Genomic DNA, 18,327 nt, shown 5'->3' on the forward strand with positions numbered 1-18,327 from the left:
GAAAGTTAAGTTATTCTTTTTAACAAAAGAGCATGTATAATTTATACAAAATTAAATAAGGGTTTGAGGTAGTATTATGGCAGGTCATAGTAAGTGGGCAAATATTAAATTCCGTAAAGGGGTTCAAGACGCAAAACGTGGAAAAATATTTACTAAATTAATTCGTGAAATTACCGTAGCAGCACGTATGGGAGGAGGGGAAGAATCCTCCAATCCGCGATTAAGAGATGCGGTTAAAAAAGCGCTTGGTGCGAATATGAAGCGAGATACAATTGATAACGCTATCAAACGTGGTGTTGGCGGACTTGATGGCGAAGCAATGACTGCCATGCGTTACGAGGGCTATGGACCTGGCGGAGTTGCGGTTCTGGTCGATTGTTTATCTGATAATAAGAATCGAACTGTCTCCGAAGTGCGTCATGCATTTACGAAAAATGGTGGCAATTTGGGAACCGACGGTTCGGTATCTTATCTCTTTACCAATCAGGGAGAGATTTTGATGGCATCTGGTCAGTCCGAAGAACAGGTTATGGAAATTGCCATAGATGCGGGAGCCAGCGATGTTTCTGTAGATGAAGGACAAATTGAAGTAATTACTCCTGTTGAGGCCTATCATAGTGTATTAAATGCGCTCACAGAGGCAGGCCTGGAAATTGAACAATCGCATTTAACCATGCGGGCACAAACTTTAGTTCCTATCGACGATGATTCGGCAGAAAGTCTCCTAAAGTTAATTGATATGCTGGAAGACCTTGATGATGTGCAAGAGGTCTATAGCAATGCTGAGTTTTCAGAAAAATTATTAGAATCAATGAATTAATGAGCATTATTTTAGGGATAGATCCTGGATCAAGGATAACCGGATACGGTCTGATAAAAGAATCAGACCGTAAAATCGAATACATCGATAGTGGCTGTATACGTACTAATCCAGAGAGTGAGTTAAGTCAAAAATTATTGCAAATCTATGATGGTATTTGTCAATTAATGGACCATTATTCACCAGCCGAGGTTGCGATCGAACAGGTATTTATGCATGAAAATCCCAATTCAGCCTTAAAATTAGGGCATGCTCGAGGCGTGGCGATGGTTGCTGCAGCATCACATCGGGTGAAAGTAAGTGAGTATTCAGCGCGTGAAATCAAGCAAATGGTGGTTGGTTATGGGGCTGCAGAAAAAGCTCAGGTAAGCCATATGGTTGTAAGTCTTCTTGCATTGAATAAGGCACCACAAAAAGATGCTGCGGATGCATTGGCTATAGCGATATGTCATAGTCATATGCGTCATAATTTATCATCTGTAATTGGCAGACGAGGATTGAGGAGACGGAAGAGATGATTGGTTGGTTGGATGGGCAGATTATAGATAAACATCAACCAGGAAAATTGGTTCTTAATGTCCATGGCGTTGGATACGATGTTGAAACTTCACTAAATACTTTTTTTCAACTAGAAAGCATTAATGGTTCTATAGGATTACACATACATACTGTAGTGCGTGAGGATGCTTTATTGTTATATGGTTTTCTAGAGCGACAAGAAAGAGAGTTGTTCCGAGCGTTAATTAAGGTAAATGGTATTGGCCCAAAAGTCGCTATGTCGATACTTTCTAGTACTACCCCGAATGAGTTTATACAGTGCATTCAACAGGAAAATGCCTCTTTTTTAATGAAATTGCCCGGGATTGGTAAAAAAACCGCGGAGCGTTTGGTTGTTGAAATGCGTGACAGTATAAAACAGTTTTCTGGCACCGTTTCTAACTCACTGAGTAAAGCGATTCCTCTGATGAATGGACCAGATGAAGCGGTGAGTGCTTTAGAGGCTTTAGGCTATAAGCCTCAAGAGGCTTTAAAAGCAGTCAATAAAATAAATGATGGCTCTAAAAGTTGTGAACAGTTAATTCGTGAAGCACTACAAGTTTTGGCGGTTCGATAATTTGGGTAACAGATTGTAGTTTGGGTGTTTTGTAGTCGGGATTAGCTTATCGTAATCGGGGAACTTTGCATATAAACCCGGATTACTAATCCGGTCTACGAAAAATCTATTTTTCTTGTATGGGCACAAAGAATCTTACAATTAAACCGGTGCCTTCTTTTGGAGTATCCAACATGAGTCTTCCACCATGTAACTCTGCGATCTGTTGAACTATTGCCAAGCCAAGACCACTGCCTGGACTCTTGTTTCCGAGAACGCGGAAGAAACGTTCAAAAACACGCGATTGTAATTCTGGAGGAATTCCTGGTCCATTATCACAGACCTCAAGCATTATTTCACTCTGCAGTTTAGCTAAACGCACTATAATCCGACCATGTTCATTACAGTAGCGTATCGCGTTATCTACAAGATTACGAATTAATATTCCCAGCGCAGTTGAGTTGCCATAAATAGTCAAATTTTCAGCATCGCTTTCGAATTCAAGGTCAATTTGTTTTTCCACGGCAGCTGGTGCAAGCATGGCAAGTATTTCGCGGGTTAGCCTGCTTAAATTGACTTCATCCTTTTCTTCCATATGAGCCGCTTCGGGTACAAGCCGACTCATAGTAAGCAATTGTTGGACTATATGGGTACTGCGGTTAACGCTTGCAATCAGTTTTTGTAATGCCTGGTTTTTTTCTTCCACATCATTAGAATGTAAGGCAACTTGTGCTTGTGTTTTAAGTGCAGCAAGTGGGGTGCGTAATTCATGTGCTGCATCAGCAGCAAATCGTTTTTCGCGTTCAAATCCTTCTTTAAGTCTAAAGAACAATTTATTTAACTCATCAATCACTGGCTTGATTTCCTCAGGTACCTCGTGCAAATCAACAGGCTCAAGATGGCTGGGGGCTCGGTTGGCCACCTCTTCAGCCACTTTGTCCAGGCTATCTAATCCTCGACCAATAATAATCCAAATGAGCAAACCAGATAATGGAAAAGTTAAAAGCATGATGTAGAGATCATCTTGCGCGATTCGATGACCCAGTTCATTTCGTGTATCGTAACGCTCGGCTAAAACAGTCCGGATTCCAGCTTTATCATTGTAGGTAGTGAAAACACGCCAATCTTGTTTTGATATTTTTTTATCACTAAACCCATCCACTTCAGAGGTTAAAGGAATTTTGGGTGCTGAAGATGAGTGCAACAATAATTTCCCGCCATTGGTCCAAACCTGAAAATTAAACTTATCGAGGTAGTTTTCCGGAGGTTCTTCATTCAAAAATCGCTTTTGATAGTAGGTATCAATTTTTTGAGGGATCGTTTCAAGTGCCTCTTGAATTTTAGAGAGAGGGCGTTCATGGAGATCATCGCCTAATAACGCTTGATATGAAAGAGCAGAGACGGCCATTAAACTATCTAAGTGATCTTGAATGTCTTTTTGATCTAGATAGTAGTTACCTATAGCAGTTAATGTGGTCGTTATAGTAATGGCCAACAATAGATTTATGAGAAGAAATTTTCTTATAGATGATTTCACGATACAGCTATACCATCATTTTTTTCTGCCATATATCCAACACCTCTTATCGTCCTGATAAAGTTGGCATTGAGCTTTTTACGTAGATTGTGAATATGAACTTCCAATGCATTACTGTCAACATCTTCTTCCCAACCATAAATGCTTTGCATCAATTGTTCGCGGGATAAAACTTGGCCGCTGTTTTCGAGAAGCTTTTGTAACAGTGCGAACTCTCTGCGTGGCACATTAACTAAAACGTCATCAACGAATACTGAGTGAGCAGCCGGATCCAGAGTAATATTTCTATATTGCAGAACTGAATCAGCACGGCCTTGTGAGCGTCTGACCAGAGCTCTGATTCGTGCACTGAGTTCATTGAGGTCGAAGGGCTTTATCAGGTAATCATCTGCTCCACTATCCAATCCTTTTACCCGATCTTCGACTGATTCGCGAGCAGTAAGAATAATAATGGGAGTAGGATTTCCATCATGTCGAACACTTTGTAATAATGCAAGTCCGGAGAGTTTAGGTAAGCCTAAATCCAAAATAATTAGCTCAAATGACTCAGATTTTAAAGCGGCACGAGCGGCTTCACCATCTTTAAGCCAATCAACAATATAGCCAAACTGGGTTAAACCCGTTTTGACCGCATCCCCAAGTAACTCGTCATCTTCAACTAGCAATAGTCTCATTCTTGCTCCTATTGTTTTTCAAGGCCGGTTTCATCCATATGTTTTGTTAGATAAAAAGCTTGAATTAACACAAAAAGCAGAGTAAAACCAACCCCACCAAATAACTTAAAGTTAACCCAGGCATCAGTATTGAAGTTATAGGCAACATAAATATTTACTGCACCCATTAAAAGGAAAAATAATACCCATGCCATATTAAGCCTATGCCAGATTTTTCCAGGGAGTGTTACATTGGCTTCCATCATTTTTTGGATTAATGGTTTACTTCCGATATAACCCGAGCTGAAAAAAGCAAGTGCTGAGAGCCAATAAATACCAGTTGGTTTCCATTTAATAAACCAGGGATTGTGGAAGAAAAGTGTTGCTCCTCCCAAAACCATAATGATCGCGAGGCTTATTAAATGCATTTTTTCATAATGTTGGAATTTTAATCTGTAAAAAGCTACCTGACTTAAAGACGCAATCATGGCAATAGCTGTCGCGGTATAGATACCAAAAAATTTGTATACTATAAAAAATAAGACTATAGGAAAAAAATCAAATAGTAATTTCATAGATCTTAAATACAATAAAATAAATTACTTTGATTATAACACAAGTTTTTGTGCTCTCCTCCTTGCTTTATACCAGAAATGAAAAATAATTGTTAATTACGTCCAATTATGGAGTTCATAAAAACGATCCGCCTATATCTGGAGCAGAATGATATAAGCCTAAAATCCAAAGAAATCGACATAGTTATTCCTAAGACAAAACTAACCAACGAATAATTTTTGTCCAGAATATAATGGTTCATTGCGCTTTAGGCCGGGGTTTAATGCGATAATACGCTCTATGCTGGTTTTATGTTGTTGGGCAATGGCGCTAAGGTTATCGCCTTTTTTTACAATATATTGAATCGGTTGATTTACTTTTTTCCATATCACCAGTTGTTGCCCTTTTTTTAAGGGTTGATTGCTTGCTAATTTATTCCATGTCTGAATATCTTGGGGACTGACACCATAAGTTTTTACCAGTTTTTGGTACGTATCATTTTCCCGAACAATGTGAATGACACGATGATTTCGTACTGCTGCTATTTGATGCTCTAAGGGGATGGTCGCAGCAGCGGGTTCTTTTTTAATAACCACAGGAGCATTTTTAGTACTGGGGATCAAAATGGATTGATTGGGACTTATTTGATCTGTTGTTAGCTGATTTAATTGTTTTATTAAACTCACTGTTGTGTGATATCGAACCGCAATGTTTTCTAGGCTATCCCCCGGTTGCACCCTATGTTTTTCCCAGCTGACCCGTTTTTCCTCAGGAAGATTGGCAAGATTTAAAATGAATTGGTGTACTTTCTCCGCGGGAATAAGCAATTTAATCGGTTTATGGGGATCAGTGGTCCAACGATTAAACCCTGGGTTTAATTTAATGAGCTCTCTATAGCTAATACCCGCCATTTTTGCAGCGTGGTTCAAATCAATTGGACTTCCTATATTAACTTCCTGGAAATAAGGAAGGTAGGGGATTTCAGGTAATATTAAGTGATATTGACCTGGATTTTTGATGATTTCCGCGAGTGCAAACAGGCGTGGAACATAAATTTGAGTTTCACTTGGAACAGGTAGTTCCCAAAAATTCACTGAGCGATTTCCTGTGCTTTTTATCGCCCGATCAATTGTTCCTTCTCCGGCATCATAAGCTGCTATGGCTAATACCCAATTGCCATTAAAGAATTTATTGAGATACATGAGATAGCTTAATGCAGCATCAGTTGATGAGCTGATGCTACGTCGGGCATCAAACCACCAATCTTGTTTTAAGCCCAAGCCTGCTCCTGTACGTGGCATTAATTGCCATAAACCAGCAGCACCAGCTCCAGAGTATGCAAAAGGGTCAAAAGCGCTTTCAATCATGGGGAGCAGGGCTAATTCACCAGGAAGCTTTCTTTTTTTGACTTCAACAATAATATGATAAATGTAGGGTTCGGATTGACGACATACTTTATGAAGATAGCTCGGATGAGCTACCAGCCATCTAATTTGCGCTTGCACCTCGGCTCGGGACGTTTCATGATTTAAGGTGAATTCATTGCGCAATACTTCCCATACATCTGGCGCTGCGAGTGCTAATGGCCCATTAGTAATACCAAAAAAAATGAGTAAACAGAATAAAAAATCTTTTATTTTGAAAAACTTATTTTTCAATGGCTATTACCTATGAATGTTATTGGCTATCGAGTTTACTAAAATTAGTTACGGGATTAAACCCTTTTTGCATTCATCTAATTCATTAAGAACTAAAATAATTCTCTCTGGTTAATTATTTAAAAGCATTTTTTTCCTCTCTTAGAACTCTAAATATTTCCAATGAGCTCTTTGATGTCGCACCATGTGTTAATGCGTATTTTTGCACTTCTGCATGATCAGTACGTAAAAAGGGATTAATTGACAATTCTTGTTCTAAGGTTGACGGAAGGGTACACGAATTGGGTGAGTTTTGTATCTTTTGCAAGTATTTTTGAATCGTAGAGTTATTAGGTTCTACTGTCTGTGCAAAGCGCAAATTTTGTTGGGTATATTCATGGGCACAAAATATTTTTGTAGAGAGAGGTAATTTTTTAAACAAATTTAGTGATTGATGCAATTGCTCTAAAGTTCCATCAAAAACACGCCCACAACCCGCTGAAAAGAGTGTGTCGCCGCAGAATAATAATTTTTGCTGAGGTTCATAATAGCTAATATGGCTTGAGGTATGTCCTGGATTGAATAAAATTTTGAAAACACATTTTCCCACGTTGATAATTTGATTCTCTTGCACAGTAATATTTATGTTGGGAATACGTGGATCACTGGGACCGTACACTGTGCATGAGTGATAGGCTTTGAGTAATTGACTAACACCACCAATATGATCTTGATGGTGGTGAGTTATTAGGATGGCACCTAATTTTAGCTGGTTTTCCTGAGCAAATTTCAATACGGGCTCTGCGTCACCGGGATCAACGCAGTCAAATAGGCCTGTGCTTTTGTCAACAATCGACCAAATATAATTATCTGCAAAAGCAGGGATAGGTACAATAGTCATGTATGGCTCTCAATAAGGTAAGAGGAAACACCTGGATTAAAATAAACTTTCAGCGAGTTTAATACTATTTGCATTTCTTCTGCTAAGGTAAAAGGTGGATTGATTATCCATAGACCACAACCCGTCATACCCTCGATGGAACTTGACGTCAGACTGAACTCAATGTGTAAACTATTTTTGGCGTTAATTTCTTTCATACCTCTATTGAGTTTATCAGTTAATTTTTTATTGACCAATGGATACCAAAGACAAAACACTCCTGTAGCAAAACGGGAATAAGCATGTTTTATTGCAATAGGAATTTCTTTATACTCTTCTTTTACTTCAAAAGAAGGGTCAATAAAAATCAGTCCTCTCTTTTCTGGCGGAGGAAGTAATGCGTTCATCGCTACTATGCCGTCAGTATTGCTAAAATGTACCTTTTTATTCAATCGATGCAATTGGTTCAGTGCTTCAAATTCCCTAGGATGAAGCTCGCAAAAATACATTCTATCGTGTTCTCGTAATTTGTTGATGGCTAAAAAAGGCGAACCGGGATAGGATCTTAAAGCATGAGTAGGATTAAGTTTCTTAATGACTTGAATGTAGTCTTGAAAAACAGGCGGCAGTGAATCTCGTTCCGACCAGACCAATTCAATACCCTGTTTGTATTCTTGTGTTTTTTCAGCTTGTTTGTTTTTTAAATCATATAAACCCTTTCCTGAATGCGTTTCAAGATAAAATAGGGGTTTTTCTTTACGAATCAAATAGTCCAGAAGACGTGTTAAAGCAATATGTTTGATTACATCTGCAAAATTTCCTGCATGATAGCCGTGTTGATAACTGAGCATGGGGTTCCTAAAACATTTTTAATGATTGTCTACTATACTCTTTTTAAGAGAGAGTATAAAAGGGGAAAGCTATGGGACTTCACGAAGATTATGATGACCAATCATTCTCTGATTATAATTATGATGATGATATTGACTCTTCAGATCATCGAAAGAACGTGAGACGTATGCTCGAAGAAAAACTTGAGCGTAAACGTTTAAAAGAAGAATTTAAAGATGATTTTGATGAGTTGAGTGGTGATTTTGATTGGGATATTTTAGACAAATAATTATTTTAACCCGGGCTTAGACGCCAACCCAGGAAAATAATGATTAAGTGCCTGCTTGGTACACTAACTATTTCTTAGAGTTGCCGCCTTAAGTGTATTTTCAAGCAATGTCACTATGGTCATAGGCCCAACACCTCCAGGTACTGGTGTAATCCATGAAACTTTGTTTACTGCGCTTTTAAAATCTACATCGCCGCGAATACTACCATCTGCTAATCGATGAATACCAACATCGATGATGATGTGATCTTTACGAAGCCACTCAGTATCAAGAACATCCATTTTCCCTGTTGCTACGATAACCAGATCAGCGATGTGTACCAATTTTTCTAATTGTTGGGTGAATTTGTGGGCAATTGTGACTGTTGCTCCTGCCAGGAGTAATTCAAAACTCATAGGCCGACCAACAATATTCGATGCGCCGATTACAAGCGCATGCTTCCGTTTAACGTCAATCTGATAATGATTCAATAAGTGCATGACACCCAGCGGGGTACATGGACGTAGTAATGGATTACGCTGAGCGAGCCGTCCTAAATTATAGGGATGGAAGCCATCAACATCCTTTTCTGGTTTGATGTGTTCAATAACGACACGTTCGTTAATATGCTTGGGTAATGGGAGTTGGATGAGAATTCCATCAATGTGATCAAAGTGGTTTAAATCATCGATAAGCTTAAGTAATTCTTCTTGAGTTGTTTCTTCGGGTAAGTCAAAGGAGTGTGAGCTAATACCCACCTCATCACACGCTTTACGTTTGTTCGCTACATAGACAGTAGAAGCAGGATCGTTGCCAATAAGAACGACAGCAAGGCCAGGTGCTCGATGTGCTTTTTTTATAAACTCGCGTACGTGTTCTTTCAATATATCTCGACGAAGAGAAGAGACGACTTTTCCATCAATTAGAGATGCTGACATAGTTACCCAGAAGAAAAGCAAGGTAATAAATTATGAATTAGAGGGGGTGGTAATGCAATAGGATTAATGGGGCTCGCATCATTCATTAGAGCCCAATTATTTCTTGCACAGCCTGTTTGTGCTAACTATTAACCCTGTGTCTCAATAAATTGTAAGCCCAAGCTATGATATAACTTCCAATGAAGGTACTAACCGATACACCTACTCCAGCAAGCAAACATTGGAGAAAAGAAAAATCATAGGTTATATAAATTGCCCCCATCGTGCCATTAAAGGGCTTCCCGGTATTAAAAATCAAAATCATCAATCCCATAAAAAAGGTAGATGTACCTGAGAGAACGCCAAGAGATACGCCTAAAGAAACCGGATCTATTTTCCCAAAAGCCATGATAATTACCTTATTCATCATAATAACCAATTCCATTATTAATCATTATCCTAGTCATGGGAAGTGGTTGAATAGCTGGTATAAATTAAAAATGTCTCTTCATTAAGATGAAATGTTGTAATTAAAAAGAGAGAGAGCATAAATGACGCAAAAGGTTTACTGAAGAAGTATGATTGACTCATGAGCTTGCTGTGTCTATACTGGAAAATCATTGATTTTATGGTAAATATCGTGGATGAACTAACTGAATTACTTAGACCATCTTGGGGTGCTGAAAAATGGATTTTAGAAGGGTGGAACAAGATTACTGCGGATGAGAAACAACTCATTAAAAATAGGATCAATGAGTTATTTTGCGATGGTTTACCTTTTGAGCTTCAATCCGATAAGCTTTTCTATATTTATACATTCTCACTTTTAGCACAGCTCGAAGTATTAGCCGTTCAAATTCCTCTTAAATTTGAATCCAAAATGTCTACTGTGGAATACAGACAGCGCATGCGTCAACAATTACTAGACGAAATATTTCATGGTTTAGTATTTACTAAAATTGTTTACATGCTGTGTGCGCCTTATGCCTCTCCACCTCCATACAGTCCGCAGATTGAAATTATTTGTAACTATATACGTAATGAAACGTGTCCCAAAGTAGCGATTATGTTGCTTAACCTTATTGGTGAAGGATGGATCGAAGAAATTTTTGAGAGTTTGCATCGATATGGTGTGGCGCCAAAAGTATTCCAAACAATTCTAGAAGATGAACATCGCCATGTTTGCGAAGCAGATTTATATCGTGATATTGGATTGCCAGACACTGACCAAATAAGGCCAAAAATTGCTTATTTGGAAGAACAATTGATAACCAATATTTTTATGCAGTACAAATATATGTCTTCAGTATGTGCTTTATTGGGCGTCGAAGGGGTCATATATTTTAAAGAGTCTCTCAATAAAAAACATACGCAGCAACTCAGCAAAGTGAATCTCCAGCCAAGTGAAAACTGGAAAAACTTTATTGAATTTGCGGATGAGGTATTACCAAGAGTACAAAATTATACCGAATCAAATCGGGAAGTGGAAATGTCTCCTATTCGAAAAGTCTTCATGACTCAGTGGGATGGTCCAAGTGATCCAACCATGACAGGACAATTTAGTATCGATATTTCCTGCCTCGATTTTTTTAATAAAAAATTTGCTTCAGAGACTTTGACTACGTTGATGTTGCAGGCTGTTAGTTCGTGGATGACATTATCCGATCATCACAGAAATTATTTAAGTTTTAGAAAAATCTTTCAAACCAAGGAAGCTTATGTTGGTCTGGTTGTTATGTTACCAGGTTGTGGTGATCATTTAGGGACAATTGTTTTTGAAAATTGTCATAATCTCAGTTTTTATGAATTATCCGCAAAAATTCGAACTATAGTGTCTATGATGGTTTATTGTTATAAAAAACGCGAACAGCTAGAAAAAACAAATCCACGAGTACAACAGCTCATGAAAGATATGGTTTATGAATATGCCTATAACACATATCCATATCCACTTGCAGGAACTCCCTATATTACGCTAAGTAATATTGGAGTGTTTGGCTATACGCAATCTATGGCTCCTCTTCGCAAAACCGAGGCCATGAGATTTACCATAATGGAAGTTGACCGAAAGCTTGTTTGGCAAAAAGATACTCAATCATTCGAACCCAAAGATATGTTGCCAGTATCCATCAGTGCAGACCATCGTATTTTCGATGGCAATTCTACGGTTCCAAGAATGGTAGAAGAGAGGTTTCAGACTATGTTTACCAAAATGTGTAAAGATAAACCGAAAGCAAAACAATCAATACATCAGCAGGAACAATTACAATTGCTTTTAGATCAACTCATTGCAACAAATATTGAAATGGGATACAAGACTTTAATGTTATTGCAAACTTGCTGGTATGATTTTATTTCGATTGAAGAGTGTTATGTAGCCTCCAATTATCATGGTATTGTAAACAACCAGGATAAAACTCCAGAAACGACACTTATCTAATATAATCCAGTAGAAAGTTGTATATCCATGCAACAATATAACTACTAATGAATGTGTTAATGAGTACTATGGCTGCGCCTAGGCCAGCATTAGCCAGAGAGGGATTATAGGATAAATACATAGTTCCAACCATTCCTACAATGGGTTTATCAGCAAAAAAAACGAATGCTGCTAGACCCATAAAAAATGAAGCAATTGCTGATGGAATACTAATAGAGATTCCCAAAGCAAGCGGGTTTATTTTAGTGAACTCCATGATTTATTATCCCTACTCTCAATAAATAATTCATTCTATTATTCATCATTCTTCTTGATATGGGAAGCTCATTTTTGTCAGAAATTTTAAAGGAGTAACTCAACTATTTTGCCGAAAAATAGGGATAACAGGCGATAATTTAGAAATAGGAATTTACAATTGAAGTATTTCTACATTAAATGTTCAATAAAGTTCTAATTGCTTGAATAGATAAGGAAATAATGTTAATTTTTTTAAAAACCAATTTCCCTTCTTCAACCCGCTAAGGGCATGGAGCTCTGATTGAAAAAAACTGCTTTATTTTCATCCTTATTTTCATTGACGGTGCCTGTATATGTTTACGCACTCGGTTTGGGTGAAATGAAAATAGAGTCAGCTTTGGGCCAGCCTTTCCTTGCGGAGATTGCGCTAATCGATGTCCACAATATTTCTTTGTCAAATATCAGGGTGGGGCTTGCTGATCCACAAAGCTACCAAAGTTTGGGGATTGAGCGTTCTGAAGCGGTTGGTGCTCTTTTTTTCGATTTGAGACAAACTAAGCACGGATTTGTTATACAAGTTCATTCCAACGAACGGATGACAGAACCTTATATGCAGCTTATTGTGGACTTAAACTGGCCTAAGGGACAAATCTTTAAAGTTTATACTGTTTTGTTAGATCCACCAGGTTATAAATTAACGAGTACTATGGCGCAAAGTGGTCTAACTTATCAGAGGAAGTTCTCAAACTATCATCAGAATACAACGCCTTCTTCTGGAGAGTATCAAGGCGAGTCTGGCGGGAAAAAGAAAAAGACAATTTATGGTCCTACAGTGTCCAATGAAAATGTATGGCAAATTGCTCAAAGATATAAAGCCTCAGACGCAATTTTACCGCAAATTGTTCTTGCTATTGTGGGAGCAAATCCTGGGGCATTTATTGATGGCAATTTAAATGGATTGAAAACGGGTGTTCGCCTTAAAATTCCTTCCGCTCAAGAGTTCCTCGAGGTACCAGCTAATTTAGCTACAGTTGAAGTCATGGCTCATGATAAGTCATGGAATGAAAAAACAACAATCAATCATGTGTTGGCTCCACCCTATATGACAGGACAAACATCCAGTGCTGCGACGGTTGAGTACTCTCAAATACCCCCTGTGCCAAAGTTTTCTGAGACCGAAGCTTCTATACCAGATCATATTCTGTCTTCAATTCCGTCTTTGGTGACTCCGAAGCAAGTAAGTCCGGAACAAAACAGGACACTCAAGGCTGAAATATCAATAACAACTGCTGCAGTAGATTCCTTACGAGAGTCTAATGCTCTGTTGACAGAACAATTGAGTTTTTTACAAGCACAAAATAAAAAGCTGCAAGAACAATTGGATCAACGTGATAAAGAACTTCGAATAATGCATAACCAAATTCAAACCATGATGAAAGAGCGAATGGCAACTGCAGGACAAGCAAGTTCCATGCACTCAGCAAACAATTCATCCTCCGAGTTTTGGCTTTTATTCATGTTGTTACTTATTGGTGGAGGCGCTGGTGGTGTTGCTGCTTATTTCTATTTTAAACGCTCGGAGCAAGCAAAAAGAAGAGTGGCTTCACCTTCAGCTACGGATAGATCTACCTTAACATCTTCTTCGACCCCGCCCATGATGAGTCTGAAAGAAGGGATGGTGACGCAAGAACCACTACAGGAAGTAAAGCCAGAAACCAAATTAAAACAGTCTGAGTTAAAGCCTGAGCCTAAGCCAACCCCTGAGACTAAGTTAACCCCTGAGCCTCAGTTAACTCCTGAGTCACAGTTAACTCCTGAGCCTAAGCCAACCCCTGAGCCTCAGTTAACTCCTGAGCCTCAGTTAACCCCTGAACCTCAATTAACTCCTGAGCCTAAGCCAACCCCTGAGCCTCAGTTAACTCCTGAGCCTCAGTTAACTCCTGAGCCTCAGTTAACTCCTGAGCCTCAGTTAACTCCTGAGCCTGAGTTAACTCCTGAGCCTGAGTTAACTCCTGAGCCTGAGTTAACTCCTGAGCCTGAGTTAACCCCTGAACCTCAATTAACTCCTGAGGCTCAGTTAACTCCTGAGCCTGAGTTAACTCCTGAGCCTGAGTTAACTCCTGAGCCTGAGTTCACCCCTGAGCGTGGATTAAATATAGAGCCAGTTGATGAGTTTGCTGAAAAAAATTCTCTTGCGATTGAACCTCAATCCACAACAGCAGATGATGAGCAATTATTGCAAATTACCCCGACTGAAAATGAAAATAAACCATCTTCCCTTCCAGATGAAGACACAAACTTTGGTACTGATATAACTCAGGAAGATAACCTTTTGGAGTTTGAATCAGGTCTACACCATGTGCTTACAACGAAACCTGCTGCCAAAGAAAATAATTTTCAAGAGCAAATCAGCGAGGATGGAAATAGTGTGGAGTTTGTTCCTTCTGTTCCTGTCGATTTACCACCACAAAAAGAGGATGGAACCCAAAATCTGTCCTCTTTAAAGAACAAAAAAGCATTAGATACACTGTTAGCTCTAGCCAGAACTTATATAGGTATGGAAGATATGGAATCTGCATTGCATTCTTTAAATGAAGTCATGGAACACGGAAGTCAATCTCAAAAACAAGAAGCACAAAGTTTAATTGACGAGATCAAAGGGAAATCCTAATTTTGCTGTTGTCTTCCCGAGCGCAGCCTGGCAACCCCCATCGGAACAGCGTACCACTGCATATAAATTCTTTGCTACTCCTGGGATAACGAAGATTTACGGCTTTAATTTTACAAGGCGACACCACAAAAAAATTTTCCCCGCAACTTACTTGTTTAAAAATTAATCATTTCAAAATATGAATGGACTATAATTAAAGGATGGATGAATGATTTTTATACTTTATGGTGAGGGAATATCATGAGAGCAAAATTACAGCAGATTGAAAGGTTCAATTTGGAGTTGCTCGACTTGCAAGAGCGGGTTAGAACCTTAAAGGGTAGCTTTTACGAAACATACACGAGAACAGAATTAGAGCCAGAAACATTTAAATTTAAACAGGAAATTGATCCCAATGCCCCTGATGAATTTAATCTTGAGCCGGATACATGGAAGGAAGTCGAAAAGCAGATATTGGTGCCTCGCGATCCGACTATGGGAGAAAAAAATCAACTTGCAGATTTGGCCCAACAAATTAAAGTTAAAGAAAGGCAAATCAATCAATTAAAAGATTCGATACAAGTAACTAAGGTTATGGAAACTGTTTCAGATGTTATCAGTTATCTCGATCCAAAAACGCATAAAAATGACATTGCCAATTTGAAATACATACAAGAGCTGCATTTTTCTGATTTGCACGGACTCAAAGGTCATATTTCTGGATTGTCACGAGGTCAATCTAGCGTAACACGAGAACTATATGAAGCAATTCACAGGACAACAGGAGCCGATATTGATGACCAACTCAGTAAAGTTTCTAAGAAAATAGACGACAGAAACAATGTTCATAAAACTGAAAGGTCATTTAACTTTAAGTCATTTAAAGAGCAAATACCGCGTGTAAATATTGATGAGGATTCGAGTAACGAGAATAATGATAATTTTACTTTATAACACCCCGAGTGATTCTATAGTATCTCATACTTTCGGGAATATTTTATGAGCTAGAACTGATGTTGTTATCACGAGAGCAACTAAGGATCTCCCATCATAGCCACCTGCTATTGAGCGGAAATCCCTCGTTATGCTTGGGAGGATGCCTGCTGAGCGGATTCGGCCTGGAAAGGCCCCTGACAATAAGCATCCTATAAATCAAAATAGGTTTAGTTCAAAGACTGCATCTGTGAACGAAGTTTTATCAATAAAAATCCCATTATTTTTTACTGGCTGTTATTTTATAAAGGGTTTTTCTGCACCAAAAAGATAAGTTGCAGTGACTAAAACTTCGTTTGCTCGATAAGACCCTGGATTTAAGGATTGTTCAGCCCATGTATTAACCCCATGACCCGAAGAAATAGGGCCTAAATCTTGATAAACATAGCCTACTGAAAAAATAAGTTGAGGAAAAAATTGCACATCAATACCAGCCCCCACGTTATATGCAAATTCACTGGTATTCGAATCCCTAAATCCAGGACTGACTTTTGGAGTAACATCAGTAAACGCTTCTTCCCGGTAGTTAGAGACTCTGTTGAACGAACTTCCAATTCCTCCGTTAATATAGGGCGAAAATGCCCCGTATCGAAACAGATTAATTTTTCCTGATGCTAATAAAAGATTGGAAGTAAAATCCAAGTTGTACGAGTAGTTAGTAAATTCGGGTAAGGAATATTGTGTAATTTCACCTTGGATTTGAGTTTTAAAAAAATATTGCCAGAAGACACTTAATGAGTAGGAGGGAAACCAGAAATTATTATTCTGCCAACGTCGACCGGCGGATGCAGCAATAACTCCCCCAGTATCGTTATTGATTGAGAATTGATCATAATCATAAGGAGAAGGAAACTCTGAACCATTATTTACTTTCATGTGAGAATGTAACTCAGGAAATTGGGCTCCTCCTCCAAGAGCCAAAAACCAATTACCTTGAGCATTGAAAATAGATTGTGGTAGTGGATTTTGTATGCTTTCAATATTTTTAGAAAAAGATTGGCTATGACAGACAAATAATAAAGCGGTGATACCTGGATAAAATAAATTCCATTTCATAATGAGTCTCAAAATTTAAATAATCGTTATAGTAAAGACATGCACAATTATTGATAATGATTAATTGCAGCATGAGAAAGTATCATAATTGAATGAAATAAATCAATAAAATGGTTGGAAGTTGATTCGATCGAAACAGGTCATCGATTGATTCGCACGAACCATAAAACATACCCTGATTATTAAAAATCAGAGTATAAAACAAGATAAATTACTATAATAAATAATAAACTTGTAAATCAATTATGTTAAGGTATAGACAAAACATATACTGTATTATAAATTGACCCTTTTATCAGGAATAATCAATGCGTATTGCCTTGGTGCTTGAGTACGATGGTAGCCAGTATCATGGCTGGCAAGCACAAACAGGCTTGCATACAGTGCAACAAGCCGTAGAACATGCTTTATCTAAAGTAGCAGATAGTCCTATTTCTGTTGTTTGTGCAGGTAGGACAGACACTGGTGTACATGCTACTAATCAAGTAATTCACTTCGACTGCGATAAGGTTCGCAGCATCCGTGCATGGATACATGGTGCAAACTCTTTTCTGCCTAAAGATATTTGCGTTAAGTGGGGAAAAGAATTGTCGGAAGAGTTTCATGCAAGGTATTCTGCAACTGCAAGAAGATATCGTTATGTCATTTATAATGGTGCCATTCGACCTGCTATATTCCGAAGTAATGTCACTTGGCAATACAGGCAATTAGATCACCGACAGATGCACCAGGCGGCTCAAGTGTTATTGGGAGAGAATGATTTTACTTCATTTCGTTCCGTTGAGTGTCAGTCGAATACCCCTATGCGGAATATCCACAAATTACAGGTTAGCCGCATGGGTGATTTAGTAATCATTGATATTACTGCCAATGCTTTTTTACATCATATGGTGCGAAATATTGCTGGTGTATTAATTGCGGTAGGCTCAGGAAAACATCCTGTATCATGGGTAGATGAGGTATTAAAAGCAAAAGATAGACGATTGGGTGCTGAAACTGCCCCAGCCTATGGATTGTATTTAGTGCAAGTGACTTATCCTCAGGAATTTTCTATATTACAGAATAATCCAGGGCCTTCTTTTCTATTGGAGAAATAATTGAACTTGGCACGTGTACGAGTCAAAATGTGTGGAATGACGCGTAGAGAAGATATCGCACATGCTATTAATCTGGGTGTTGATGCTATAGGGTTGATTTTTTATTCAAAGAGCGCTCGTTGTGTTTCTATAGAACAAGCGAAATTATTATTGGCAGATCTTCCTGCATTTGTAGACTCCGTTGCTGTTTTGGTTAATCCTGAGCAAGATTTTGTTCATCAAATACTAGAGGAATTACCAATCGAATTATTGCAGTTTCATGGTGATGAAACTGTAGAGTTTTGCCAACAATTTACGAAACCTTTTATTAAAGCCATACATTCTGATTCAGCGGAACACATTCATCAGGCAGCTCGAAATTTTGGGGCTGCACGCGCCTTATTGTTGGATACCCCCTCTGAGACCGTTAGGGGAGGGAGTGGATGTGTTTTTAATTGGAGTATTATTCCCAAAAAGGTTGAAAAGCCTTATATATTGGCTGGTGGATTGGATGAGTTTAATGTACTTGAGGCAATTAAATCATGTCACCCTTATGCAGTAGATCTGTGCAGTGGTATTGAGAGGTCGCCTGGAATCAAAGATCATGGCAAAATGAGTCGATTTATGCAGAAATTAGTACAGTAGCCTGGGGCGGCGAAACCTGGAAAATGAGTCCTCTGAAC

General features: G+C 38.5%; 19 protein-coding genes. 9 read left to right on the forward strand and 10 right to left on the reverse strand.

What is annotated here, in order from left to right:
- Nucleotides 1-76: 76 nt before the first annotated feature.
- The 3 genes from OQJ13_RS15215 to ruvA are packed head-to-tail and all read left to right on the forward strand — an operon-like array spanning nt 77 to nt 1,934.
- The gene (locus OQJ13_RS15215; RefSeq protein WP_028381923.1) at nt 77-820 is read left to right on the forward strand and encodes a YebC/PmpR family DNA-binding transcriptional regulator; all 744 of its coding nucleotides are present in this window, start codon (nt 77-79) and stop codon (nt 818-820) included.
- Complete coding sequence (gene ruvC, locus OQJ13_RS15220) at nt 820-1,338, forward strand: crossover junction endodeoxyribonuclease RuvC (RefSeq protein ID WP_265711699.1); 519 nt, start codon at nt 820-822, stop codon at nt 1,336-1,338. The genes OQJ13_RS15215 and ruvC overlap by 1 nt, the downstream gene beginning before the upstream one ends.
- On the forward strand, nt 1,335-1,934 hold the full coding sequence (gene ruvA, locus OQJ13_RS15225) for a Holliday junction branch migration protein RuvA (protein ID WP_265711700.1): 600 nt from the start codon (nt 1,335-1,337) through the stop codon (nt 1,932-1,934). The genes ruvC and ruvA overlap by 4 nt, the downstream gene beginning before the upstream one ends.
- 106 nt (nt 1,935-2,040) lie before the next feature.
- Here the strand turns inward: ruvA and OQJ13_RS15230 are convergent, their stop codons facing one another.
- From OQJ13_RS15230 to OQJ13_RS15255, 6 genes are all read right to left on the reverse strand, one after another.
- The gene (locus OQJ13_RS15230; protein WP_265711702.1) at nt 2,041-3,450 is read right to left on the reverse strand and encodes an ATP-binding protein; all 1,410 of its coding nucleotides are present in this window, start codon (nt 3,448-3,450) and stop codon (nt 2,041-2,043) included.
- A complete protein-coding gene (locus OQJ13_RS15235) occupies nt 3,447-4,124 on the reverse strand; it encodes a response regulator (RefSeq protein ID WP_028381920.1) in 678 nt (225 codons plus the stop codon). The genes OQJ13_RS15230 and OQJ13_RS15235 overlap by 4 nt, the downstream gene beginning before the upstream one ends.
- A gap of 8 nt (nt 4,125-4,132) precedes the next feature.
- Entirely contained in the window at nt 4,133-4,678 is a 546-nt protein-coding gene (locus OQJ13_RS15240) for a septation protein A (RefSeq protein WP_028381919.1), read from the reverse strand.
- Nucleotides 4,679-4,879: 201 nt separating this feature from the next.
- Nucleotides 4,880-6,316, reverse strand: a complete 1,437-nt coding sequence (locus tag OQJ13_RS15245; protein WP_265711703.1) for a lytic transglycosylase — start codon at nt 6,314-6,316, stop codon at nt 4,880-4,882.
- Nucleotides 6,317-6,431: 115 nt separating this feature from the next.
- On the reverse strand, nt 6,432-7,196 hold the full coding sequence (gene gloB, locus OQJ13_RS15250) for a hydroxyacylglutathione hydrolase (protein WP_265711704.1): 765 nt from the start codon (nt 7,194-7,196) through the stop codon (nt 6,432-6,434).
- Nucleotides 7,193-8,026 (reverse strand): 23S rRNA (adenine(2030)-N(6))-methyltransferase RlmJ, encoded by an 834-nt coding sequence (locus OQJ13_RS15255; protein ID WP_265711705.1) that lies wholly within the window; start codon nt 8,024-8,026, stop codon nt 7,193-7,195. The genes gloB and OQJ13_RS15255 overlap by 4 nt, the downstream gene beginning before the upstream one ends.
- A 71-nt stretch (nt 8,027-8,097) precedes the next feature.
- Between OQJ13_RS15255 and OQJ13_RS15260 the strand changes: the two genes are divergently transcribed.
- On the forward strand, nt 8,098-8,295 hold the full coding sequence (locus tag OQJ13_RS15260; protein WP_028381915.1) for a PA3496 family putative envelope integrity protein: 198 nt from the start codon (nt 8,098-8,100) through the stop codon (nt 8,293-8,295).
- A gap of 63 nt (nt 8,296-8,358) precedes the next feature.
- On the opposite strand, the gene folD is transcribed toward OQJ13_RS15260, so the two are convergent.
- Together folD and OQJ13_RS15270 are read right to left on the reverse strand one after the other, a co-directional pair.
- A complete protein-coding gene (gene folD / locus OQJ13_RS15265) occupies nt 8,359-9,213 on the reverse strand; it encodes a bifunctional methylenetetrahydrofolate dehydrogenase/methenyltetrahydrofolate cyclohydrolase FolD (RefSeq protein ID WP_265711707.1) in 855 nt (284 codons plus the stop codon).
- Between the two features lie 121 nt (nt 9,214-9,334).
- Complete coding sequence (locus OQJ13_RS15270; protein WP_265711708.1) at nt 9,335-9,622, reverse strand: hypothetical protein; 288 nt, start codon at nt 9,620-9,622, stop codon at nt 9,335-9,337.
- A gap of 159 nt (nt 9,623-9,781) precedes the next feature.
- Here OQJ13_RS15270 and OQJ13_RS15275 point away from each other — a divergent pair, with 159 nt between their 5' ends.
- Complete coding sequence (locus tag OQJ13_RS15275) at nt 9,782-11,632, forward strand: 2-oxo acid dehydrogenase subunit E2 (RefSeq protein WP_265711709.1); 1,851 nt, start codon at nt 9,782-9,784, stop codon at nt 11,630-11,632.
- Here the strand turns inward: OQJ13_RS15275 and OQJ13_RS15280 are convergent.
- Nucleotides 11,625-11,888 (reverse strand): hypothetical protein, encoded by a 264-nt coding sequence (locus OQJ13_RS15280; protein WP_028381911.1) that lies wholly within the window; start codon nt 11,886-11,888, stop codon nt 11,625-11,627. The genes OQJ13_RS15275 and OQJ13_RS15280 overlap by 8 nt on opposite strands.
- Nucleotides 11,889-12,170: 282 nt before the next feature.
- Here OQJ13_RS15280 and OQJ13_RS15285 point away from each other — a divergent pair, with 282 nt between their 5' ends.
- Together OQJ13_RS15285 and OQJ13_RS15290 are read left to right on the forward strand one after the other, a co-directional pair.
- Entirely contained in the window at nt 12,171-14,540 is a 2,370-nt protein-coding gene (locus OQJ13_RS15285) for a FimV/HubP family polar landmark protein (RefSeq protein WP_265711710.1), read from the forward strand.
- Nucleotides 14,541-14,780: 240 nt separating this feature from the next.
- Nucleotides 14,781-15,473, forward strand: coding sequence for a hypothetical protein (locus OQJ13_RS15290; protein ID WP_265711711.1), 693 nt, complete (start codon nt 14,781-14,783; stop codon nt 15,471-15,473).
- A 276-nt stretch (nt 15,474-15,749) separates the two neighbouring features.
- On the opposite strand, the gene OQJ13_RS15295 is transcribed toward OQJ13_RS15290, so the two are convergent.
- Nucleotides 15,750-16,568 (reverse strand): outer membrane protein, encoded by an 819-nt coding sequence (locus OQJ13_RS15295; RefSeq protein WP_265711712.1) that lies wholly within the window; start codon nt 16,566-16,568, stop codon nt 15,750-15,752.
- Nucleotides 16,569-16,876: 308 nt separating this feature from the next.
- On the opposite strand from OQJ13_RS15295, the gene truA reads away from it, so the two are divergent.
- Together truA and OQJ13_RS15305 are read left to right on the forward strand one after the other, a co-directional pair.
- Nucleotides 16,877-17,665 carry a tRNA pseudouridine(38-40) synthase TruA gene (gene truA, locus OQJ13_RS15300; RefSeq protein WP_265711713.1) on the forward strand — a complete coding sequence of 263 codons (789 nt, stop codon included), beginning with the start codon at nt 16,877-16,879 and terminating at the stop codon, nt 17,663-17,665.
- Nucleotides 17,666-18,289: a phosphoribosylanthranilate isomerase gene (locus tag OQJ13_RS15305; RefSeq protein WP_265711714.1), complete on the forward strand. Its 624-nt coding sequence runs from the start codon at nt 17,666-17,668 to the stop codon at nt 18,287-18,289.
- Nucleotides 18,290-18,327 lie beyond the last annotated feature (38 nt).

Origin of the sequence: Legionella sp. PATHC035 (assembly GCF_026191115.1) — a bacterium.
Classification (GTDB): Bacteria; Pseudomonadota; Gammaproteobacteria; order Legionellales; family Legionellaceae; genus Legionella.